16 protein-coding genes and 1 pseudogene are annotated in these 23,014 nt (G+C 69.1%); 8 read left to right on the top strand and 9 right to left on the bottom strand.

Features of this window, described 5'->3' with window-relative positions:
• Positions 1–93 precede the first annotated feature (93 nt).
• Positions 94–1,506 (bottom strand): aminopeptidase P family protein, encoded by a 1,413-nt coding sequence (locus tag ACH4EW_RS25880; protein WP_398260765.1) that lies wholly within the window; start codon positions 1,504–1,506, stop codon positions 94–96.
• Positions 1,507–1,719: 213 nt separating this feature from the next.
• Between ACH4EW_RS25880 and ACH4EW_RS25875 the strand changes: the two genes are divergently transcribed.
• On the top strand, positions 1,720–2,703 hold the full coding sequence (locus ACH4EW_RS25875; protein WP_398260749.1) for a LuxR family transcriptional regulator: 984 nt from the start codon (positions 1,720–1,722) through the stop codon (positions 2,701–2,703).
• Between the two features lie 37 nt (positions 2,704–2,740).
• Here the strand turns inward: ACH4EW_RS25875 and ACH4EW_RS25870 are convergent, their stop codons facing one another.
• The 5 genes from ACH4EW_RS25870 to ACH4EW_RS25850 all read right to left on the bottom strand — a co-directional run bounded on the left by ACH4EW_RS25870 (position 2,741) and on the right by ACH4EW_RS25850 (position 9,792).
• Positions 2,741–3,883: an alpha/beta hydrolase gene (locus tag ACH4EW_RS25870; RefSeq protein WP_398260747.1), complete on the bottom strand. Its 1,143-nt coding sequence runs from the start codon at positions 3,881–3,883 to the stop codon at positions 2,741–2,743.
• A gap of 343 nt (positions 3,884–4,226) precedes the next feature.
• A complete protein-coding gene (locus tag ACH4EW_RS25865) occupies positions 4,227–5,657 on the bottom strand; it encodes a chondroitinase-B domain-containing protein (protein WP_398260745.1) in 1,431 nt (476 codons plus the stop codon).
• A 477-nt stretch (positions 5,658–6,134) separates the two neighbouring features.
• A complete protein-coding gene (locus ACH4EW_RS25860) occupies positions 6,135–7,151 on the bottom strand; it encodes a TolB family protein (protein ID WP_398260743.1) in 1,017 nt (338 codons plus the stop codon).
• Positions 7,148–8,446 (bottom strand): MFS transporter, encoded by a 1,299-nt coding sequence (locus ACH4EW_RS25855; RefSeq protein WP_398260742.1) that lies wholly within the window; start codon positions 8,444–8,446, stop codon positions 7,148–7,150. Before ACH4EW_RS25855 ends, ACH4EW_RS25860 begins: the two co-directional genes overlap by 4 nt.
• The gene (locus tag ACH4EW_RS25850) at positions 8,446–9,792 is read right to left on the bottom strand and encodes a discoidin domain-containing protein (protein ID WP_398260741.1); all 1,347 of its coding nucleotides are present in this window, start codon (positions 9,790–9,792) and stop codon (positions 8,446–8,448) included. The genes ACH4EW_RS25855 and ACH4EW_RS25850 overlap by 1 nt, the downstream gene beginning before the upstream one ends.
• 673 nt (positions 9,793–10,465) lie before the next feature.
• On the opposite strand from ACH4EW_RS25850, the gene ACH4EW_RS25845 reads away from it, so the two are divergent.
• The 7 genes and pseudogenes from ACH4EW_RS25845 (at position 10,466) to ACH4EW_RS25815 (ending at position 17,387) form a co-directional block, all read left to right on the top strand.
• Positions 10,466–10,651 (top strand): DUF6381 family protein, encoded by a 186-nt coding sequence (locus ACH4EW_RS25845; RefSeq protein WP_398260739.1) that lies wholly within the window; start codon positions 10,466–10,468, stop codon positions 10,649–10,651.
• Positions 10,652–11,127: 476 nt separating this feature from the next.
• Positions 11,128–11,589 (top strand): archease, encoded by a 462-nt coding sequence (locus ACH4EW_RS25840; RefSeq protein ID WP_398260737.1) that lies wholly within the window; start codon positions 11,128–11,130, stop codon positions 11,587–11,589.
• 27 nt (positions 11,590–11,616) lie between these two features.
• Complete coding sequence (locus tag ACH4EW_RS25835) at positions 11,617–12,600, top strand: CapA family protein (protein WP_398260735.1); 984 nt, start codon at positions 11,617–11,619, stop codon at positions 12,598–12,600.
• Between the two features lie 5 nt (positions 12,601–12,605).
• A complete protein-coding gene (locus ACH4EW_RS25830; RefSeq protein WP_398260733.1) occupies positions 12,606–14,033 on the top strand; it encodes an RtcB family protein in 1,428 nt (475 codons plus the stop codon).
• A gap of 407 nt (positions 14,034–14,440) precedes the next feature.
• A pseudogene (locus ACH4EW_RS25825) lies at positions 14,441–15,106 on the top strand (dienelactone hydrolase family protein); the annotation flags it as partial.
• A 251-nt stretch (positions 15,107–15,357) separates the two neighbouring features.
• A complete protein-coding gene (gene ctaD, locus ACH4EW_RS25820; RefSeq protein ID WP_398260763.1) occupies positions 15,358–17,001 on the top strand; it encodes a cytochrome c oxidase subunit I in 1,644 nt (547 codons plus the stop codon).
• Complete coding sequence (locus ACH4EW_RS25815) at positions 16,998–17,387, top strand: cytochrome c oxidase subunit 4 (RefSeq protein WP_398260731.1); 390 nt, start codon at positions 16,998–17,000, stop codon at positions 17,385–17,387. Before ctaD ends, ACH4EW_RS25815 begins: the two co-directional genes overlap by 4 nt.
• 9 nt (positions 17,388–17,396) lie before the next feature.
• Here ACH4EW_RS25815 and ACH4EW_RS25810 read toward each other — a convergent pair whose 3' ends face one another.
• From ACH4EW_RS25810 to ACH4EW_RS25800, 3 genes are all read right to left on the bottom strand, one after another.
• A complete protein-coding gene (locus tag ACH4EW_RS25810) occupies positions 17,397–19,037 on the bottom strand; it encodes a cytochrome bc complex cytochrome b subunit (protein WP_398260729.1) in 1,641 nt (546 codons plus the stop codon).
• Positions 19,038–19,271: 234 nt separating this feature from the next.
• A complete protein-coding gene (locus tag ACH4EW_RS25805) occupies positions 19,272–20,702 on the bottom strand; it encodes an amino acid permease (RefSeq protein WP_398260727.1) in 1,431 nt (476 codons plus the stop codon).
• A gap of 594 nt (positions 20,703–21,296) precedes the next feature.
• Positions 21,297–22,781: a peptidoglycan D,D-transpeptidase FtsI family protein gene (locus tag ACH4EW_RS25800; protein ID WP_398260725.1), complete on the bottom strand. Its 1,485-nt coding sequence runs from the start codon at positions 22,779–22,781 to the stop codon at positions 21,297–21,299.
• Positions 22,782–23,014 lie beyond the last annotated feature (233 nt).

Here is a 23,014-nt window from a genome sequence, read left to right as displayed (position 1 = left end):
CCCTCGTCCGGGCCCCGGCGGCAGGCCCGAGCACTGCCGACCGGGACCCGTTCACTGCAGGGGATCCGGTACCGGGCCGCTTCTTCGGCCCACTCAACCCGCGAACCGGGCCATCCACTCCTCGACGTCGTCCGCCGACCGCGGCAGGCCCGCCGACAGGTTCTCGTGACCGTCTTCGGTGACGACCAGGTCGTCCTCGATCCGGACGCCGATGCCGCGCCATTCCTCGGGCACGGTGAGATCGTCCGGCTGGAAGTAGAGGCCGGGCTCGACGGTGAGCACCATGCCCGGCTCCAGCACGCCGTCGACATACTCCTCGTGCCGGGCCTGCGCGCAGTCATGGACGTCCAGACCGAGCATGTGACCGGTGCCCGCCATCGTGAAGCGGCGCTGGAGGCCGAGTTCGTACGCACGGTCGGCCGGGCCTTCGATGAAACCCCACTCGACCAGCCGAGCCGCCAGGTGGCGCTGGGACGCCTCGTGGAAGTCCCGGTACGCGGCGCCCGGCTTGACGGCTGCCATACCGGCTTCCTGGGCCTCGTACACCGCGTCGTAGACCTTGCGCTGCAGGGGCGTGAAGGTTCCGCTGATCGGCAGCGTGCGCGTGACGTCGGCGGTGTAGAGGGTGTGCGTCTCCACGCCGGCGTCGAACAGGAGCAGGTCCCCCGGGCGCACCGGACCGTCGTTGTCCGTCCAGTGCATGATCGTGGCGTGCTCGCCCGCGGCGCAGATCGAACCGTAGCCGACGGCATTGCCCTCGAGGCGGGCACGGCGGAAGAACGTGCCCTCGATCCACCGCTCGGACGACGCGATCGCCCCGGAGAGTTCACCGATCACATCGGTGAATCCGCGCACCGTGGAGTCCACGGCCTTGCGTAGCTCGGCGATCTCCCAGTCGTCCTTGACGAGACGGAGATCGCTGAGCGCTTCTTCCAGTTCGGCGTCGCGCTCCTCCTCGGTGGTGACGGCGGCCTCCAGGGACGGGTCGAGACCCCGGACGATCCGGGTCGGCACGCCGGAGTCGGCGGCCAGGTCACCGGCCGCCGTGCGGACGTCCCGGCAGGGCAGACCGAGCACGAGCTCCGACTCGGCGAGGGAGCGGCGCCGGCCCATCCACAGCTCCGCCGTGGCGCCGGTCCAGAACTCGTCGTTGTCCCTGCTGTCCCGCGGCAGCTGGTAGCAGTAGGCGTCATGGCCGCCGTCCACTCGGGGTTCGAGGACGAGAGCGCCGTCCCGGGCCTGGTCTCCGGTCATGTGCACGTAGCCCGTGTACGGCCGGAACGGGTAGCTGTCGTCGTTGGAGCGGACCTTGAGGTTCCCCGAGGGAATCACGAGGCGTTCGCCCGGAAAGCGCGCGGAGAGCGTGGCGCGGCGACGGGCCGCGTACGGGGCCTGCTCGCCGAGCTGCAGGTCGTGCCGCTCGGTGTCCGCCCACCCCGTACGCATCAGAGCGGACAGTTCCTCGGAGATCTCTGAGTAGAGACCGTTCTTTCGGCCTTTCGCCATGGCATACACCTTCTTCTGGGTGGGTTCCTCCGAGGCGAGGGGAAGGCTGAGCCGTACGGACAGGCTTGCTCCCGGTGCGGCTCGGGCGCCCTCGCCGCCGCCGGTCGTCGGCGGCTCCTGGACGGTATCCCGCACCGCGCGTGCTTGGTGCCGAAGAGTGCCACTGACACAGATCGGCCACAGCCCCGACCGGAGCCGTCGATAATGCGGTGTATGACGAACGCGAAACTCGGCGAGGCCCTTCGGCTTCTGGGCATCGATCACGCGGCGGGCCAGGTCTACCTGGCACTGCTCGAGCTGGCCCCCGCTCCGCTGAGTACGATCGCGGCTGCGGCCGGCCTGGACGGTACGGAACTGGCCACGGCTTACGGCACACTGGTCGACGCCGGTCTGGCCAGTGCCGCCGAGGAGGGCGGAGACGTGGTGGCCCCGGTTCCGCCGACCGCCGGCCTGGAGATCCTCGCCCGGCACCGTGTGGCCGAGGTCGAGGAGTCGCGCATCACCATCGGGGGTGCGTTCGAGTCGTTCCGGCGGCAGCGGCTCGCCGCGTACAACGACAATCTCGTCGAGGTCGTCACCGGCGACGCCATCGGCCCCAGGATTCGTCATGCCTGGGCGAGCGCCCGCGATCAGATCCGGCAGTTCGAGTCACCGCCGTACTTCCCCTTGGCCGAGACCACGGACGACTCGCTTGCCACGCTCGCCCGCGGTGTGACGCAGCGTGTCGTGTACTCGCGGGAGTCGCTGGAGCACCCGGGCCATCTGAAGGAGGTCATCGAACCGTGCATCAACGCCGGCGAACAGGCCAGGGTGATGCCGTCGGTGCCGGTCAAACTCGTGATCATCGACGAGGCGTACGCACTCGTGTCGTTGTCGATCAAAGAGGCCGACGTGCACAACACCATGCTGGTCGTGCAACCATGCGGCCTGCTCTCCGCTCTCACGGCACTGTTCGAGCAGTCCTGGCAGAACGCCCTGCCGTTCCACGGCCGCACCACTCGCCCAGGCGGCCTGCCACCCGCCGACCGCCGCCTGCTGTGGCTCCTCGCGGGCGGCGCGAGCGACGACGTCATCGCGCGGGAGATGGGTATCAGCCGACGCACGCTGTTCCGCCGGCTGCAGATCCTGATGGCCCGGCTGGGCGCCGCGAACCGCTTCCAGATGGCCTTGCAGGCACAGCGCAGCGGATGGTTTTGACCGGCACGCGGCGCCCGGTCCGGCCGTCCCCCGTCGGTCAGATGCCCTTCGCGGGAGCGACCCGGCCCGTGTTGGACGACAGTTCGGCGGTCAGCCAGCGGAAGACATGCGGCACTTGACGTTTCCACAGCCCGATCGTGTGCGGCCCGCTCACCTCGGCCACCACCACGCGCGTCGGGGGCGCTGCCGCCCGTCGAAGCGCGAGGCCGTCGCCGTAGCCGTCGTTGCGCCCGCCCGAGAGGTAGAGCGCGACGCGCGGCGGGGTGGTGGCGTGGCGCAGGATCCACAGTGGGTTGTTGACCCGCCGCAGCTCCGGGTTCCGGCCCGTGAGGGAGTCCCGCTCGGCGGCCGGGTCGTTGTAGCCGGAGAGGCTCACGGCGGCCCGGTACCGGTCGGGGTGGGAGAGCGCCATCTTCACGGCGCAGTGTGCCCCGGCCGAGTACCCGGCCACCGCCCAGCCGCTCGCACGGCTCTGTGCGCGGAAGGTGTCGGTCACCATCTGCCGGACGTCCACACTCAGCCAGGACTCGGCGTCCACGACACCTGGCACATTGGCGCACCCGGTGTCCTGACCCGCCAGCAGATTGGTCCGCGGCTCCACGAGGATGAACGGGGCGATCTTCCCACTCCGCATCCCGGCCTCCAGCTGTGACTGCACCTGCAGGCTGCCGAACCACGCCTTCGCCGATCCGGGGAAGCCGCCGAGGAGCTCGACCACGGGGAACTTCCGGTGGCGGAAGGCCGGTTGGCCGTACTGCGGCGGCAGCCATACGTAGACCTCGCCGCGCACCCCCGACACCCGACCGCTCAGGTGGGTGACGCGGACGCCCTGGCCCATCCGTGGGTCGTGCATCAGGCTGAAGTCCTGGACGTCCTTCGGCTCATTCACCGGGTGCCTGTGATCCCCGAGTCCGTCGCGCCCGAGGTCCGGTGCGGCCACGATGTGGTGTCCGGTGCCGAACAGGTCGGCCCAGCTGTCGTACAGGCCGTTGGTGTTGTTGACCATCACGAAGACGCTCAGCACCGCTGCCGCCTGCGCGAGGGCGACCATCACCAGACGGACCGCACCGCGCACCACGGCGGGGCCGCGTACCCGCCCCCACATCAGCAGGGGAAGCAGCACGGTGGCCACGGCCAGCGCGATCGTGGCCAGGAAGAAAGGTGTCCCCGTCAGGCTCATCACGCCTGCGAGGATGCCGTACTCACCGCGATGCTCAACCTCTGTTCCACCTTTTTACGTCGAACGCGAGAGACCGGTGAACGCCGTGTTGACGCCGGGAACCATCGGCCCGTGTCCTCCTGGCGCGGTCCGCCCGGCCTGCGAGACGAGGGACCGGCGCGCGGGGTGACCCCGCGCGCCGGTGCGGTGTACGGGAGCCAGTCGCTCGCGCTCCCCCTGGGCTGGATCGAGCCGACCTCACCCCGTTTCCGTGGCAGGACTCCGATCAGCGCGAGCTCCAAAGGGCAGAGGCACGATGACCTCAACCGCGCAACGGGCAGTACCGGCCGTCACCGGTGGTCGCTCACGACGCGTTGGGACCCACGTCGGCCGCCGTGAGGGGACCGCGGACGGGGGGCAGTGTCGAGTACTCGTCGGCACCGATGTCACGGGTGCTCCCGCGCGAGTGGCCGTCGATGTCATCGACCACGGGCGGACTCCCCAGCGTGGCGGCGTCGACCGCCGGGCTGCCCGCCGACAGCCGGAATACCCCGTCGGAGTCCTGCCGAAGGAGCGGGTCGACCCGACGGCAGCCGCCGGAGGGGATGTTGCCGTTGGATGCCGCACCCCACAGGATGTTGCTCTGCCAGGTGAAACCGGTGGTCTTCCCCATCGCGACCAGGCTGCCGGCGCTGCCCACCAGGAGGTTGTCGGCGATGACGGCGTCCCGGGGCTCGTAGTCCCGTGTCTCGCCCGAGAGCGTGCTGGAGTTGCCGCACAGGGTGTTGTGCACGATCACCGCGCGGTCGCACGCGTCGTTGCCCCGCCTCTCCTCGGTCGTCTCACCCGAGTTGTGGTCGCGGGTGGTGCCACTGCCGATCACCAGCGCGCGGCCCGACAGTTGGCTGAGGTAGTTGTTGACGATCAAGTGGTCGTTGCCGTACAGGCGCAGACCGTCAGTGCCACCGATCAGGTAATTGCCCTCCACCGTGGAGCGGTTGCCGTGCCGCAGTACGATTCCGCCACGGCTGTCGCGGATGGTGTTGTACCGGATGGTGTTGTCCGAGGACTTCACCGAGATGGTCTCGGGGTCTCCGTCGCACCGCTCGAACACGTTGTACTCCACCACCGCGTGGGCGCTGGACAGCGCCCGGCCGCTGACGCCGAGCCGGATCGGCTCACCGCCGTTGGCGCCGGCGAAGCTGTGGTCGGAGAAGTGGTTCCTAAAGATGTGCAGCCTCTGGGCCATGGCGGTCGAGCCGGGACCGTCGACGACGACGAAGATGCCCTCTGTCGTCTTGTCGTGGAAACGGTTCCGGTCGATCTTCGCGTCGTCGCCCCGCACGACGACCCAGTCGAGCCCACTGATGTCGGAAAACCGGAAGTCGTTACGGGTCAGCCGAATGCGCGGACAGCTCGCCGGGATTTCCAAAGTGGTGCTCTGTCTGAACGCGAAGCCACTGACGGTGATGTCGCTCGAGTCGCTGAAGACGAAACCGCGCTCGCCGTGCAGCACAGCGCCGCCGCGAGATTCCGAGACGATGGTGATCGGTGCGCTACCGGTGCCGTGCTTGCCCGAAACTCTGATGGCGCCACCCGACGGGACGGTGTATGTACCGTCAGCCAGGACGATCCGATCGCCGGGAACCGCCCGGTCGATCGCCTTCTGAAAGTCGTCCAGGGAACCGACCGTCACCGTGGCCGCCGACGCGCTGGTCGGCATCAGAGTGGAGAGCGGCACGGCGGCGAACGCTGCGCCTAGCAGGGTGCCTGTGAGAAATGTGCGTCTTTGCACGACGCCTCCTGTCAGAACGGGAAGGTGCTGGGCCACACCTTCAGGTTGGGAAACGCTCAGTGCCCGGTAGCACCAGCGGCGTGAGCTCCAGCGCTGCGACCGGCACTGGAAATCGTCGGCGCCGTTGCGCAGCTCGTACGTCCAGTAACCGGGGCGGCGACGGCAGTCGCGGCGATTACGGCAGGGCGGCGGATGGAGGTACGCATGGGGGCTCCCCGTACGGCGCGGTCGGTGTGTGGTCGCTGGCAGGTGCGGACAACTGGTCTGCTCACAGCTTCGGTCCCTGCCCTGTCGTCCTGCTCATGTTCGGCTGACGTACCACTAACGGCCCCCAGGTCGTGACGCCCGTGAAGCAGCCGTCAGACCTCTCCCCCGGAAGGCGGAAGGCCGACTGCATCGAAGCGGGAAGACCCGGACCGGCCGGCAGGGCCGAGGCAGCCCTGCTCGGTGGGCTGCCTCGGCCCCGGGTGCACTCGCTCAGCGCACCGCCACTGGCGACGATCCGCCCGCCACTGCCACGCGGGGTGCCCCGGTACCGTCTGCGGGGACAGTCCAGATGTCGCTCGCCCGGCCGGCCGCACCAGGCAGCGCGTAGGCGACCGTGCCGTCGTCGAGCCAGGCGGCCTGGTCGTCGACACTGCGTGTCTCGGCGAGCGGCGTCTCACGCATGGTCCGCAGGTCCAGGACGTACAGCCGCCAGGGCGCGGCGGGGTCGTCGGAAACCTTCTTCTTGAAGGCGATCCGGTTGTTGTCGGGCGACAGGGAGGGACACTCGGCGTTCTGCCGCAGCGCCTTCGCCGACCAGTCCCTCATGCTGCCCGCGACGAGGTAGGTGCGGCCCTTGGTGGAGACGGTCGCGTAGAAGCGGTTGTCGTCGCGGGCGAAGGTCACCCCCCAGTAGTTGACGTCGGGGGCGTGGTAGCGGGCACCGTCGATGGTGAGGGGGATGTCCTCGATGGACTTGATGAGGTAGCCGGTGCGCAGGTCGAGGACGGCGGTCCGCGTGGAAAAGGCGGTGGTGGCGTACGAGTCACCGGTGGCGAACACCGTCCAGGACAGCATCTGCCCGGAGGCGGAGACGCGGGCCCGGGTGGGAAGGCCGGGTACGGTGATCCGGCGTGTCTCACGCAGTCGCCGGTCGAGAACGACCGCGTATGTCTTCGGCAGCACCCCGGGCTTGGCGCGCAGGCATAGCGCGCTGTCACCGGAGGCGTAGAACCGGTCGCAGGCGGGGCCGCCGGGGGTGCGGGTGCCGGGGGCTCCGGCGAGCGGCTGACGGGCGACGCGTCCTGTGGCCGTGTCCCGGAAGTACAGCGCGGGCCCGGCGAGAGTGAACGAGGCTTCTGCGTCGACTCGTTGACCTTCCGACCGGTTCTCCGCGTGCAGGACGTACCCGACGGAGCCGCCCGCGAGGAGCAGTACCGCGGCCACCACGACGGCTATACGGGCCCGAGGGCCCAGCGGGGTCGCGGAGCTCGGGAATCTGGCACTCATGCGGTCCGCCTCTCGGGTGTCTGGGCTCCCGGCGCTTGGGGGGCCGGGATGCCGGACGGGTTGCGTGGCAGCAGCGCCCAGCCGCCCGCGAGCGCGGCGAGCAGGGCCGATATCGCCGCCCACAGCGCGGGGCGCGGCCCCCACGCCGTCCACGCGGCGCCGAAGCCCGCCGCGGCGAGCATCCGGGCCAGCGCCTGGCCGGTCTGGAGCAGGGCGAGTCCGCCCGCCCTGCCGTCGGCGGGCAGCACGGGTCCGGCGAGGGCCATCAGCACTCCGTCGGTAGTGGCGTAGAAGACGCCGAGCAGCACCAGGACCGGAACCAGGAGAAGCGAGGCCGGGCCGCCGGTCGGGGCGAGGAGCGTGGCGTACACGCCGAGCAGCGCGACGTGTCCGTACAGGAACGGCAGCCGTCGGCCGACCCGGTCCGCGACCCGGCCCGCCGGGACCGCGAGCAGCAGATAGCCGGCCGCCGCGCCGAGCGGCAGCAGCGGGAACCAGCCGACGGGGAGGCCGAGGCGGCGCTGGAGCAGGAGGTAGACGAAGGCGTCACCGACAGTGGCGGCACCGAGCAGGGCGGCGGCTCCGAGAATCCGCCGGAACGCGGGATCACGGAGTGCACCAAATGCCCTGCGTGTACGTTGAGTTGATTTCGTTGATGGTGTCGGACGGCGCCCGGGAACGTACAGGACGAGGATCAGTACCCCGAGCAGGCCGACGCAGAAGCTGACGACGAACACCGCGTCGTAGGCGTCGGCGGTCGCCCAGAGCAGGGCGAACGCGGCGAGCGGGCCGAGCAGGGCGCCCGTGGTGTCCATCGCCCGGTGCACGCCGAAGGACCGGCCGAGCGCCTCGGGCGGGCTGCTCAGGGTGATCAGCGCGTCACGGGGCGCCGTGCGAATGCTCTTGCCGATCCGGTCGGCGGCGAGGGCTGCCGCGATCCCGGCCGTGGCGCCGCCCGCGAGCAGCAGGCCGAGCCGGGAGCAGGCGGAAAGGGCATAGCCGATCCCGGCGACCCGTTTGTGCCGGCGGCCGCGGTCGGCGGCGTGCCCGCCGAGCAGCCGCACAACGGAGGCGGCACCGTTGAAAAGGCCGTCCAGGACCCCGAACTGGAGAGGTGAGAGACCGAGTCCGAGGACGAGGTAGAGCGGCAGCACCGCGGTGACCATCTCGGAGGAGATGTCGGTGACGAGGCTGACCGTGCCGAGTGCCAGGACGGTGCCGGGGACGCGTCGGCCCACCCCGCCGGTGCGGGGCGGGGCCGGCGCATCCCGGCGGCCTGTGGTCGCCAGATACATCAGTGGCAGGTGTACTTCGGGCTGGCGTCCTTGGCCTTGCCGTCGGTGCCGACGTAGCTCCAGCTGTAGCCGGAGTCGGTGAAGTCAAGTTTCAGGACGCCGTATTCACCGCTGATCCGCTTCTGGCTGTTGGGCTGAACGTTCTCGATGGGGTACGGCTCGGCGCCGCCCATGCCGCCGACGATCTCGGTGATTCCGTCGGCGGTGGCCTTCCCGTCGGGGCTCTGTGGGGCGAACCGCTCGTAGTGGTGATCGTGCCCGTTCAGCACGAGGTCGGCCTTGGCTTGGTACAGGATCTTCCAGACCGGCCGGCTGACCGGGTCGTTGCCGTGCCCGCCCGAGGAGTACAGCGGGTGGTGCCAGTAGGCGGCGATGCACGCCTTGCTGTTCTTGGCGAGGTCGGCCTTGAGCCAGTCGATCTGGGCGCTCTTGTCGAAGGAGTTGGAGTCGAGGGCGATGAAGTGCCAATTACCCTCGTCGAAGCTGTAGTAGCTCTTGCCCTGGGGATACGCGACCGCCCCGAAGTACGCCTTGTAGCCGGCGAGCGTCCCGGCCGGATCGTATGTCTCGTGGTTGCCGGGTACCGGATGCGTCTTGTCCTTGAAAGCACCCCAGGTCTTGTCGTAGTAGGCGCGGTAGTCGGCGATCCGGGCATCGTCGTACTGGTTGTCGCCCATCGTCAGATAGAACTTCGGATTGAGCTTCTGGGCCAGTGCGGCGGTCCTGGGGTGGGCGCAGTCGCTGTCGGAGGCAGTGCACTGGGCGGCGATGTCACCGGCGGCGACCACGGTGAAGGCGCCGGTTTGCGGGGGCGTGCCGTCGAGAGTGCCGTACACCTCGGCCTCGTGCAGCGAGTAGCCGTAGGTGGTGCCGCGCACGGTGCCGTACACGCGCAGGTAGCGGCCCTTGCCGGAGAGGGCGGGCCAGTCGTCGGTGCCGCCGTCCCCGGCTGTCTCGTTGGCGAGCCGGGTCCAGGTGGTGCCGTCGGCGGAGATCTCGATCCGGTACGCCTTGGCATACGCGGCCTCCCACCTCAGCTCCACCCGCGTGACGTCGGCGGTGGCACCGAGGTCGACGCGTATCCACTGCGGGTCCTTGCCCTCGGCGCTCGCCCAGCGGGTGGCCGGGTCGCCGTCGAAGGCGTTCTGCGGGCCGAGGCCGGAACCTTCGCTGGAGGACGCGGTGGCAGGCTTGCCCCGCGAAATGAGGGGGTCGGCAGCGGCACCGGCCCGGTCGGGGGAGGCGAGCAACAGGCTGCCGACGAGGAGGAGTACGGCGGCGATGACCACGCCCACCGTACGGCGCCGTGTGGGCGGGAGGAGCGGAGCTGAGCCGTTCAGATGCATCCCTGGACTCCTGGCCTTGGGGGTGGCGAGCTGGGCATCGGTGCGCGACCTCGCGCCCCGGCCCTCGTGCGGGCAGGGGCGCGGCATCGTGGTGGCCGGGACGGAACTCTCACTGAGCGCGTCATGCCTACGGAGGTCAGGCACCGCGCCGGGCCACCGCCCGAGATGCTAGCGAACAGTAAACTTTCCTACCAGTCCCCCAACCCCCCTTGTTCTGAACCCTGTTCAGCTGCTTAAACCGTCTGCCGGCCAAGACGGGCTGCCTCGACCGTGCCCCGGCAGCCGTCCTCGCGGGCCGGGCATTGCGGTAGGTGCATGCCGACAGTTCTCCGGGGCCGCCGGTCCGCAGGCGGACATGGTGGAGTCCGCTCGTGAAGGACGGAATACCGGCGCTGTTCAGCGGCGGAAGGGCGTGAAATGCCGCGCGGGGCAGCCCGGGTCAGGCTGCCCGGCCCTTCCCGTCCACGACGATGGCGGCCGGACCGCGACCGGTTGATGTGCCTGCCGAGGGTGGAGCCGAAAGACGCCGGCACAGAATGCAACGGGCAGAGGCACACGAGCAGGACGGTCCCGAGCTGTGGGAATAGCGGTGGGTGACGGTTCGAGATGCGTGAGTGACGGCTCGCTGTTTCGCTGATGAGGCCCGCTCTTCCCGACAGATCCAGGAGTGATCATGAGCGTTGCAGGTGAATCCGGCCGTGCCCAGCAGATGCGTGCCAAGGCGCAGGAGATCAAGGACGAGGCCGCGCGCACCACGGACCCGAAGGAGCGTCAGCGGCTGACGGAACGGGCCCGCCGACTGCTGGAGCAGAGCGAGCAGGAAGGCCGCGGCGGCAGCCAGAAGAGGGAACCCATGTAACCAACCCCCGCTGCACACATCGGCCGGTGACCTCCAGCGCTCCGAGCGTCAGAGGCACCGGCCGACTTGCGACCCTCCTCCCTCGCGCCGTTCGTGTTGCCGCAGTCCCGTTCCCGGTCACATCCAGCACGCCGAGGTCGGCGATGATCCAGTCGGCGTCGAACTGGCGCACCTCCTTGGGCGGTGACACGAGCGAGACCCCCCTGTCCGTCGTAGCGCCAGGGCGGCCCGCCCTCGCGACCTGGGCCCGGGCGTACGTCGCGCGGCCGGACAACTGCTGTACGTCACCCGTCGATTACCTGTGGTCAACGAGGCGGGGAACACAAGTGATTGTGTGCGACGCCGACGGGTGCTCGCGCCTCGTGCAGGTTGCCCCGGAGCGGTGTACGGGACGACTCTGGAGGAGGCATCGCCTGCGGCTCGGGACACACTCGGCATCAGGCCGTGCATCCGGAGACGACGGAGAGGCGCCGACCGTGGACGGTCGGGAACCTGTGGGGAATGAGCCCGGCGCGTGTGGCCACCGGGCCGTGCCTCACACCGCGGACATGCGCGTGGAGGCGTGGTCGCCGACGGCCGAGGGTTGCATCGGCGAGGCGGTGAGCGCGATGGTGGAGGGCTTCGCCGACACGTCCGGAGCCCAAGTCGTCGCGGAACGCGCATACACGGTCACGGCAGCGTGCGACGAGGATCTGCTGGTGTCCGTCCTGGAGGAGGTCGTCTACCGGATGGATGCCGACGGTGAGATCCCGCTCGATGTGGAGGTGGGGCCGATCCGGTCGGCGGGGGACGGCCGGGGCCTGTCGGTCCGCTTCCGGATGGCCGACGCCGGCACCGCCGTGCCGGTCGGTGCGGTGCCGAAGGCCGTTTCGCTGCACGACCTGCACCTGCGCGGCGGCCCTGGCGGCTGGACCTGCCAGGTGACCGTCGACGTCTGAGTGCAGGACGGGGAAGGTGACGGGATCATGGCTCTCACGGTGGCACTGGCCGGCGACACCATGCTCGGGCGCAGCGTCGCCGAGGAGCTGCGCCGCTCGCCGGTGCCTGGCACGCTGGTCTCCGCAGGGGTCAGGGAGGCGCTCGCTGAGGCGGACCTCTTCGTGCTCAACCTGGAATGCTGTGTCTCCGACCGCGGGCACCGCTGGCCAGACCCGCGAAAGGCCTTCTTCTTCCGCGCTCCCTCCACCGCCGCGAAGGTGCTGGCCGAACTGGGGGCCGACTGCGTGACGCTCGCCAACAACCACGCCCTGGACTACGGGTTCGACGCCATGGCCGACACCCGCGCCCTGCTGGCCGGGGCGGGCGTCCAGACGGTCGGCGCCGGGGCGAACGCAAGCGCGGCCCGGGAGTTCGCGGTGCTGGAGGCAGGCGGTGTGCGGCTTGCGGTGGTGGGGGTCACGGACCACCCGCAGGAGTACGCGGCCGGGGCTGACAGTCCCGGTGTGGCCTGGGCCGATCTCCACGCGGGGGTGCCCGGCTGGCTGACGGAGTCGGTGGGCCGGGCCGCCGCGGCGGCGGATGTCGTGCTCGTCACTGCGCACTGGGGCCCCAACATGACCTCCCGGCCGCCGCGCCATGTCGCGGCCGCGGCCCCGGAGCTGCTGGCGGCGGGAGCGACACTGGTCGCCGGGCACTCCGCCCATGTCTTCCACGGGATCGCCGACCGGATCCTCTACGACCTGGGCGACTTCATCGACGACTACGCCGTCGACCCGGTCCTGCGCAACGACCTGGGGCTCCTCTTCCTGGTGACCCTGGACGGTCCGGATGCCGCACACCTGGTTCCCGTCCGGGCGGAGGCGGTGCCGCTGGCTCTGGACTACTGCCACACCCGCCTGGCGCGCGGCGAGGACCGGGAGTGGATCCGCGAGCGGCTCACCACCGCCTGCGCCGAGTTCGGCACCGCCGTCGCCGACCGGACCGGACGGCTGACGGTCGACTGGAGGTGAGGGACGTGGACATCGCACTGATGGAGAAAAGCCCGTACCGCTTCCGTATCGAGCAGCGGGAACCGATGCGCGTACCCGGGGTAGTGTTCGCCTCGCGGGCACTGCTGCCGCAGGCGGCTGGGGACAAGGCGCTGGAGCAGGTGGCGAACGTGGCGACGCTGCCCGGCATCGTCCGCGCCTCCTTCGCCATGCCCGACGTCCACTGGGGCTACGGCTTCCCGATCGGCGGGGTGGCCGCCACCGACATATCCCAGGGCGGGGTCATCTCGCCGGGCGGCGTCGGGTTCGACATCTCCTGCGGCGTACGGCTGCTGGCCTCCGGCATCGACCGCGAGGCGCTCGGCCACGACCGGATGCGGCGGCTGATGGACATCCTCGACAGCACCATCCCACGAGGCATGGGGCGTGGCGGTCTGTGGAAGCTGTCGGGGGCCGGGGAGATGGACGAGCTGCTGGTGGGCGGGGCACGGTACGCGGTCGAGCACGGCCACGGTGTGCCGCGCGATCTCGCGCGCTGCGAAGACCACGGTGTCCTGGACGGCGCGGCCCCGGGTCAGGTGAGCACGCGCGCCGTCGAGCGCGGCCTCCACCAGGTGGGAAGCCTCGGCTCGGGCAACCATTTCCTGGAGGTCCAGGCGGTGGACCAGATCTACGACACGGCTACCGCGGCGGCCTTCGGGCTGCGGTCGGGGCAGGTGTGCGTCATGATCCATTGCGGCTCGCGCGGCCTGGGACACCAGGTGTGCACCGACCACGTCCGCGTGATGGACCAGGAACTGCACCGGCACCACATCCAGGTACCGGACCGGCAGCTGGCCTGCACGCCGGTCGACTCGCCGCGGGGCCGCGCCTACCTCGGGGCGATGGCGGCAGCCGCCAACTACGGCCGGGCCAACCGCCAGCTGCTGTCCGAAGCCACCCGCCACGCCTTCGCAACGGCTGCGGGAGTCGGTCTGGAGCTGGTCTACGACATCTCGCACAACACGGCGAAACTCGAGACCCACGAAGTGGACGGTGTGGCACGTCCGCTGTGCGTCCACCGCAAGGGCGCGACGCGGGCGCTGCCACCCGGCGACCCGAGCCTGCCCGAGGACCTCGCCCAGGCGGGCCAGCCGGTACTCGTCCCCGGGACGATGGGCACCGCCTCGTACGTAATGGTCGGCCTGCCCGGCAACGACGCCTTCCACTCCGCCTGCCACGGCGCCGGGCGGGTCTGGAGCCGCCACCACGCGCTGCGCATGGTCCGTGGGGAGCGGCTTCGCGGTGAGCTGGAGGCGCGGGGCATCGCCGTGCGCCCCTCCTCGTGGCGTGGTCTCGCCGAGGAGGCGCCGGAGGCGTACAAGGACGTCGACACGGTCGCCGCCGTCACCGAGGGCGCCGGACTCGCCCGGCCGGTCGCCCGCCTGGTGCCGCTGGGCGTCGTCAAGGGATGAGCCGGTACGGAGCGGGAGAGATGGGCGCGGCTTCCCCAGAAGCCCTGGTCCGTGCGGTGCGCGCGGCCGGTGTCCGCGACGTGCGGCTGCTCGGCGCGCTCCCGCGCGGTTCCGCGGCAGCATGCAGGACTTGCCATACCTTCGAACATGCTCCGACCAGCCAGTACAGAGCTGCATGGATCCCTGGCGCTCCGAAGCGGCGATCACGGTGGGACCCGGTGATGGAGCCGCGCGCGCCTCGGCAGAACGCGAGTAGCGTGGTGGGTGCAGGACCGGCAGGAAGTCCGGTCGAAAGCCGCGAGCCGAGACGGCAGATCGCGTCCCGCGCCTCTCGGGAAGCGTCGGGCACAGGAGCCTGCCTTCTTGAGGGCATCGAGCAGCAGCACGTAGACGGAGCAACCGTGGGAGGAGTGATGACGGCCGCGGATCCGGAAGTCGTCGTACATGCCGGAGCGGTCCGGCTCCACGGGCAGCTGTCTGTCCCCGAAGGGGCGACGAGCATCGTGGTGTTCGCCCATGGCAGCGGCAGCAGCCGACACAGCCCGCGCAACCGCTCCGTCTCGACCTCGCTGAACAAGTCTGGCCTGGCCACGCTGCTGTTCGACCTTCTGACGGCGGAGGAAGAGCTGGACCGCGCCCACGTCTTCGACGCCGCTCTGCTGTCCCGCCGCTTGACCGACGCCACCCGCTGGCTGCTCGATCAGCCCGAAACCCAGGGCTTCGCCGTCGGCTACTTCGGTGCCAGTACCGGCGCGGCCGCCGCGTTGTGGGCGGCGGCAGAGCCGGACTCCCCGGCCAAGGCGATCGTCTCCCGCGGCGGCAGGCCCGATATGGCTGGACCCCGCCTGCCCGCAGTGACCGCGCCCACGCTGCTCATCGTCGGAGGCGAAGACGACGTGGTGCTGGACCTCAACCGCCAGGCCCAGGCACAGCTGCGCTGCGAGAGCCGACTGGCAGTGGTCCCCGGCGCCACTCACCTGTTCGAGGAGCCTGGTGCTCTGGGACAGGTGGCGGACCTGGCCAGAGAGTGGTTCGCCGGCCACCTGGGCCGTCCTTCAGGACCAGGTGGCTGATCGCCGACGCACCGCACGGACGGGGTGCCTAGGGCCGCCTGAGTCGCCACGGGCCCCTGGGACACCCGATCGGAGCACCGGTGAACTGGTGAAATTCGAGGTGTCACCGCCAGTCGTACGGGCCGTCCATGGTCGCAGGCTCCACCATCGAGTCAACCTGGCGGGACGGAGAACCGATGGCGCAGGACCTGCAGGAAGCCGCGTCGGCCGAGCCGGTGGCCAACCGGCGCATCAATGCCGGTGTGAGGCTCATGGGCTGGCTGACGACCACGGACCACAAGGTCATCGGCAACCTCTACATGGTCACCGCGTTCGGGTTCTTCCTGCTGGCCGGAGTGATGGCCATGTTCATGCGAACGGAGCTGGCCCGGCCAGGACTTCAGATCGTCAGCACAGAACAGTACAACCAGCTGTTCACCATCCACGGCACCGTCATGATGCTGCTGTTCGCCACGCCGATGTTCGGCGGCTTCGCGAACGCCATCATGCCGCTGCAGATCGGCGCGCCCGACGTCGCCTTCCCCCGCCTCAACGCACTCACCTACTGGCTCTTCCTCTTCGGCGGAATCATCGTGGTGTCGGGATTCGTGGTGCCCGGCGGCGCGGCACACTTCGGCTGGTTCGCCTACGCCCCACTGAACAGTGCCGTCTTCTCGCCCGGCGCCGGCGGAGACCTCTGGACCATGGGCCTGGTGCTGTCGGGGATCAGCACGACCCTGGCATCGGTCAATTTCATCACTACGATCGTCTGTCTGCGCGCCCCGGGTATGACCATGTTCCGGATGCCGATCTTCACCTGGAACATTCTGTTCACCTCGATCCTCGCGCTGCTCGCTTTTCCGGTGCTCGCGGCCACCCTGCTCGCCCTCGAAGCCGACCGGAAGTTCGGGGCGCATGTGTACGACTCCGCCTACGGCGGGGCGCTGCTGTGGCAGCACCTTTTCTGGTTCTTCGGCCATCCCGAGGTCTACATTGTCGCGTTGCCCTTCTTCGGAGTGGTGAGCGAGATCATTCCCGTGTTCAGCCGGAAGCCGATGTTCGGGTATTTCGGAATGGTGATGGCCACGGTCAGCATCACCATGCTCTCGGCGGTTGTCTGGGCCCACCACATGTTCGCGACGGGAGCCGTTCTCCTGCCCTTTTTCTCCGCCATGTCGTTCATCATCGCCGTGCCCACCGGCGTCAAGTTCTTCAACTGGATCGGCACCATGTGGCACGGCAGTATCTCGTTCGAGACACCCATGCTCTGGGCGATCGGTTTCCTCGTGACATTTCTGCTCGGCGGCCTCAGCGGGGTACTGATCGCCTCGCCCCCGCTGGACTTCCATCTCACCGATTCGTACTTCATCGTCGCCCACCTCCATTACGTGCTCTTCGGAACAGTGGTCTTCGCGATGTTCGGCGGATTCTACTTCTGGTGGCCCAAGCTGACCGGACGCATGCTGGATGAACGCCTCGGACGTATCCATTTCTGGACCTTGTTCGTCGGATTTCAGTCGACCTTCCTGGTCCAGCACTGGCTGGGGGAGGCCGGAATGCCCCGGCGTTACGCCGACTATCTCTCGGCGGACGGCTTCACCTTGCTCAATACGATCTCGTCCGTCGGCTCCTTTCTGCTGGGCCTGTCGACCCTGCCGTTCCTGTACAACGTGTGGCGCACCAGCCGTTATGCACCGAGGGTCGGGGTGGACGACCCGTGGGGGTTCGGCCGTTCCCTGGAGTGGGCGACCTCCTGTCCACCCCCGAGGCACAATTTCCGGGCTCTGCCCCGCGTACGTTCGGACTCGCCGGCCTTCGACCTGCACCACCTCCTCAGGCCGGAGAACGAGAAACCGAGCCTCGGCCGGGGTGGGTCCCACTCCACATCGGACGCCGGAGAGGATTCGGGCGAATGAAGACCGAGGCCGTTCTCTTCGCCGGGGTCGCGGGGTTCTTCCTCGTGACCGATGTTCTCTACGCCGCGTGGTCCCACGAGCCGACCGGCACGGCGGCTCTCACCGTCTCGTTCCTCATGGCTTTGCTGGTCACGTTCTTCTTCGCCACCAACTACCGGAGGAAGGGGCTCCGCCCCGAGGACCGCGGGGACGCGCACATCCATGAGCGGTCCGGCCCGGTGGATTTCTTTCCCCCGCACAGCATCTGGCCGTCACTGACCGCCGCGGGGACGGCCCTGCTCGCCCTCGGTGTGGTGTTCGGCCTGTGGCTCTTCCTGATCGGGCTGGGCGTGGTACTGGCCGGGGTGTTCGGAATGGTCTTCCAGTATGGGCGTGCGCAGGCCTGACGCCGGTTCTCACTCCTCAGGCTCGCCGGCCAGCTCCGGCGGCGCCAGCCGCTCCGCGATCCGGGACCGTTGCTCGTCCGTGGCGGGCAGTTCCACGAGGTCCCCGTAGTACCAGCCGCTCAGTACGGTCCGAAGCCGTCGCCGACGCGAGATCGGGCCGTGCGCGGGGAGCTCCAGAGGCCTCGGGACATCACGCATCAGGATGCGGTGGCGGGCTGTCGGGCTCAGGCCGCGGTGGCTCTCCGAGAGCTCGCCGTTCACCGACTGGATCACCTGGCCGGTCTCCTCGCCCTCGGTCAGCCGACGGCGGTCCCGCATCTGAAGGGCGAGGCAGAGGCGTTTGGTCAGCGCGAAGGCCAGAATCGGGGCGGCGATCAGCGCGATTCTGAGGATCCAGATCATGGCCTCGACCGAAACCCTGAACAAGAAGGCGACCACGTCGTTGCCGCCGGCGACCAGGAGAACGGCGTAGAAGACGATGGCCGCCACGCCGAGCCCCGTACGGGTCGGCCGGTTGCGCGGCCGGTCGCACAGATGGTGTTCCGTGCGGTCACCCGTCACCCACTTCTCGAAGAAGGGATAGAGGAACAGCACGGTGAAGACCAGGCCTGGCAGCACAATCGCCGGAATGAATACATTCCACATGATGGTGTGGCCCGCGATATCGGTCTCCCATGGCGGCATCAGCCGGAGCGCGCCCTCCAGGAACCCGACATACCAGTCCGGCTGTGCGTTACCGGATACCTGGTTGGCACGGTAGGGGCCGTAGTTCCATACGGGGTTGATCTGGGCGAGCCCTCCCAGCAAGGCCAGTACGCCGAACACCATGAGGAAGAAACCTGTGGTCTTCACAGTGAAGTGAGGGAACGCAGGTGAGCCGACGGCGTTCCTATTGGTCTTCCCCTGACCCGCCCAGTGGGTGTGTTTGAGATACACCACCAGGATGAGATGAGCGGTGATCAGCGCCACGATCAGACCGGGCACGAGCAGGACGTGTACGGGGTACAGACGAGGGATCACAGCATTGCCCGGGAATTGTCCGCCGAATACGAACAGCTCCAGGTACGTTCCGACGAAAGGAATCGACCCCACAATGGTGGCCGCCGTCCTCAGGCCCGTACCGGACAACAGGTCATCGGGCAGCGAGTAGCCCGCGAATCCTTCGAGAAGCGCGAGCACGAACAGGGTCACGCCCACGATCCAGTTGGCCTCCCGCGGTTTACGGAAGGCGCCGGTGAAGAAGATCCTCAGCATATGGACGGCGATCGCGGCGACGAACACCAGCGCCGCCCAGTGGTGGATCTGACGGACCAGCAGGCCTCCGCGCACGGCGAAGCTGATGTCGATGGTGGTGGCGTAGGCCTGCGTCATCCTCTCGCCCTGAAGGGGCACATAGGAACCGGTGTAGACACTCTCCGTCATGCTCGGGTCGAAGAACAGGGTGAGGTACACACCGGTGAGGAGCAGAACCACAAAGGAGTAAAGGGCGATCTCGCCGAGGAGAAAAGACCAGTGGTCGGGAAATGCCTTGCGCAGCAACGGCCTGGCCAGTTCACTGACGGGCAGGCGCCCGTCCACCGCTCCGTATCCACTGACCGCCGCCTGCCCGGCCCGGGACTTCAGTTGCGCCTTACGTCTCCGCAGGGACATGCACCACTCTCCCGTCGGTCTTCCCGCCAGCCCGCACCCCTTATTGTTCCGGTTCGCCGTTTATGGGTATCGCATTGCTCGAAGGGGCTGCGCAGAATCGCGGTATCGGCACCTGATCGGCCGACTTGGCCCTGACGTGCAGGGTGGCGCATGTCCGACCGCTGTGGTTCCACGGACGGCGCGACGCGACGTCGGATGCCGTCGCGTCGGCTTTCCGGTCCCCCCGCAAAGGCGTCAGGTGCGTGCCTTGCGGGCCGACATCCATGCGTAGACCAGGACACCCGCGAAGAGGAACAGCACGCCCTGGTAGACGGCGGCGTAGCCGGAGCCCGCCAGGAGCCACATGGAGAAGCCGAAGGCGGCCAGCGCGAGCACGGTGTCACGGGCGAGGCGAGCCGGGCGGACCCGGTCGCGCTGCCCCGAAACGAGGAAATACAGCTGGGCCGCTGTCGCCAGGAGGTACGGGACGGTCGCGGTGAAGGTCGTGATCAGCACCAGGATCTCGAACACCTGGGCCGTCCCGGCCATGTAGTTGTAGACAGTCAGCAGCGAGGCGAGAACGACTGTGACGATCACGCCGAAGGTCGACACGCCCCGCCGCTTCACCGCGAAGCGTGCCGGGAACAGGCCGTCGCGGGCGGCGGCGTACGCGGTCTGGGCGCTGAGCAGCGTCCAGCCGTTGAGCGCGCCCACGATCGACACCAGCGCAGCGCAGGCGACCGCCGCGCCGCCCCACGTGCCGCCGAACATGGCGTTGACGGCGTCGCTGAAGGGTGCGCTGGAGGTGAGCAGCTCGTCGTGCGCGACAGTACCGAAGACTGCGAGGGTGCCCAGCAGGTACACCAGCGCCGCGCCCAGCGTGCCGAGGACGGTCGCCCGCCCGACGTTGCGCCGCGGATTGCGCACCTCGCCCGCGCTGACCGCCGCCGACTCGACGCCCAGGTAGCTGAAGAGCAGGATCGCGGCGGACGCGGAGACCGCGCCGAGGGCGCCGCCTTCGGTGGCCTGGAAGGGACCGAGGTTGTCCGGGTCGAAGAAGAAGAGCCCGCCGATCGCGACCAGCAGCAAGGGCGCGAACTTCAGCACGGTGGAGACGAGTTGCACCGCGCCGACGTAGCGGGTCCCGGCGAGGTTGGCGAGAGCCGGCAGCCACTGCACGACAAGTGCGGCGGTCATCATCAGCCACGGCGAGCCGTGCAGGGGCAGCAGCACGTCCAGGTAGCCAACGGCGGTGACGGCGAGCGCCGCGTTGCTCACCCAGGAGGTGATCCAGTACGACCATGCGGCCAGGAAGCCCGCGAAATCGCCGAAGGCCTCGCGCACGTAGACGTACGGCCCGCCGGTGCGCGGATCGCGCTGCGCGAGCCGCCCGAAGACGAGCGCGAGCGCGATGGCCCCAATGGTGAGCACGCCGAAGGCGACGAGGCTGATGGTGCCGTACGGGGCGACGGACGCCGGTAGCAGGAAGATGCCGCCGCCGATGATGTTGCCCATGACCAGCGCGGTGGCGACCGGAAGCCCGAAGCGCCGGGCGTGCCGACTGTTCCCGTCCTGCTCCGGGGGCGGCAGGTGCCCCGTCCGGGCGCAGGCGGGATCCTGGGTCGGGGTCGGAGCGGGGCTGCCCGGGGCCGGAGCCGACGGCGAGACGGTTCCGGTGTCGTGCATGGGGATGGTGCGCCTTTCATCGTGCTCGGTACCGTCGCCTGCCCCGCGGGGCAGCGCCACGGCCCCCCGGCCCGTACAGCGGCGGCCCAGTGTGCTGGCGCACGCCTGCTGCGGGAACCGTCGGGGGATCCACCCCATGGTCGGTTATCGGACATCGCGCACCAAATCGCCGGTGAATTTTCACTGAGGCGCCGGCCGTGACCGAAAATCGGACGGAACCGGGCCCGTGTGACCACGCATCCTCCTCCACAGGTCGAAGGCCCAGCGGCCACCGCGGCCGGCGGTCACCCGCCCGAAGGGCCGGGGGGCCCGACGCGACCGATCGGTGCGGGGGTGTCGCAGAGCAGGCCGCCCCGGGCTCCGTCAGCCCCAATGCCCAAAGCCGGCGCGGCCGAGGCCGGCCACCAGTGACGGCCCAGGGTGCCTGTGCACCGCGCCACCTCGTCGTAGCGTGCTTCACTCCCCGCTCGCCAACGCCTCCGCCGACGCCCTGCCCCCGAAGGTGCAGTCCCATGCCTGGGGACACAACACCGCGACCGCCCCTCGGGCCGGCCTGCGGACCGGGCCGCAGACTCGTCGAGTGAGCTGATCCCCTCAGCTTCCCAGGACTGCTTCCATCACACGCTTCGCGATCGGTCCGCCCAGCCGTCCGCCCGAGATGTCCGAGCGGGAGATGTTCATGTCCGTCGGGTCGATGAAGACCGCGACCGCCACCGACGCGCCGTCGGCCTTCTTGCCGTACGAGACGAACCAGCCGTACGGCACCTCGTCCTTCACGTTCACACCGCGCTGCGCCGTGCCGGTCTTGCCACCGACCGTGACGCCGTCGATCAGGGCCCGCTGGGCACTGCCCTCCTTGGCGGTGAACTCCATCATTTCCTGGACCTTCTTCGCTGTCTCCTCGGAGACAGCCTGGCTCTTGAGTTTCGGCTCGTGCTTCTCCAGGGTCGACAGATCGGGGCCGCGCAGCTCTTCGACGATGTACGGCTGCATCAGCTTGCCGTCGTTGGCGAGTGCTGCGGTCACCATGGCCATCTGCATCGGGGTGCTGGTGAGGCTGCCCTGGCCCATGCCCGTCAGCGCGGTCCCGGGCTTGTCCAGCTGGCTCGGGTAGAGGCTCTTGGTGGCGAGCATGTCGCCGAACTCGTCGGAGTAGACATCGGCGTTGAAGCCGAACTTCTCCGCCGTCTCGCGCATCTTGTCCGCGCCGACCTTGGAGGCCGCGTCGAGGAAGACGTTGTTGCAGGAGTACTGCATGGCGGTCTTCATGGACGCCTTGTTGCAGACCGCGTCGCCGGCCTCACTGCCGATCTTGTTCGAGGAGAGCGGCAGTGGGTACGGGGAGACGGCGTCGGACGCCGCGTCGACGTCGGTGACAACGCCGTTCTCGAGAGCAGCGGCCGCCGTGAGGATCTTGAAGGTGGAGCCGGGCGGGAAGGTCTCGCGCAGCGGGCGGTTGGCCAGGGGCTTGCTCTTGTCGTCGACGAGATCCTGGAACCGGTCGCCCTCCTTGAACGAATTCCCGGCGAAGACGGACGGGTCGTAGGAAGGGGTGGAGACCAGCGCAAGGACCTTGCCGGTGCGCGGGTCGAGGGCGACGACCGCGCCGCGGGCACCGAGATCGGTCAGCCCTTTGTAGCCCGCCTTCTGCGCCTTCGGGTCGATCGTGGTGATCACATCGCCGCCGCGGCGCTGCTCGCCGGTGAGAATGTCTTTGGCGTGCCGGAATGCGAACCGGTCGTCCTGGCCGCTGAGCACGCTGTCGTACGTCTTCTCCAGCAGGGACATGCCCTGCGCCTGTGAGGCGTAGCCGGTCACCGGAGCGTACATCGCGCCTTGCTTGAAGGTCCGCTGGTACTTGAAGTCCGAGCCGGAGACCGCCTTCGAACCGGTAATCGGTTCACCGCCCACGATGATGTCGCCGCGCGGGGTGGCGAACTGAGCGATCTTCACCCGGCGATTGTGCTCGTCGGTGGCGAGAGATTCGCTCTTGAAGTACTGGAGCCAGTTCGCCCGGAGCAGCAAGGCCAGCACCAGCAGCCCACAGAAGACGGCTATATGCCGCAACGGCCTGTTCATCGTTCTCCCGCTTCCCGAACCATTCGATCTTCACACTAGAGATGCGCCTGCGTGCCACATGGTTGCAGCAAGGCACCTCCGCTGCTCCTGCCCGTGGACTACGCGGCACCGGCAGTTCCGTAAGGCGCCGATCGCTTCAAAGGACGTTTCGGAGGCGATCGCGGATCAGGCGTTGAGACCAACCGCCGGGAGGTCTCCGGGTGGAATTCCTGTTCGTCGAGGAGACGCTGATC

Origin of the sequence: Streptomyces sp. NPDC018000 (genome assembly GCF_044328025.1) — a bacterium.
Lineage (GTDB): Bacteria > Actinomycetota > Actinomycetes > Streptomycetales > Streptomycetaceae > Streptomyces.
The sequence above is the reverse complement of the archived record's forward strand: the minus strand, read 5'-3'. Positions and strand labels throughout refer to the sequence as shown.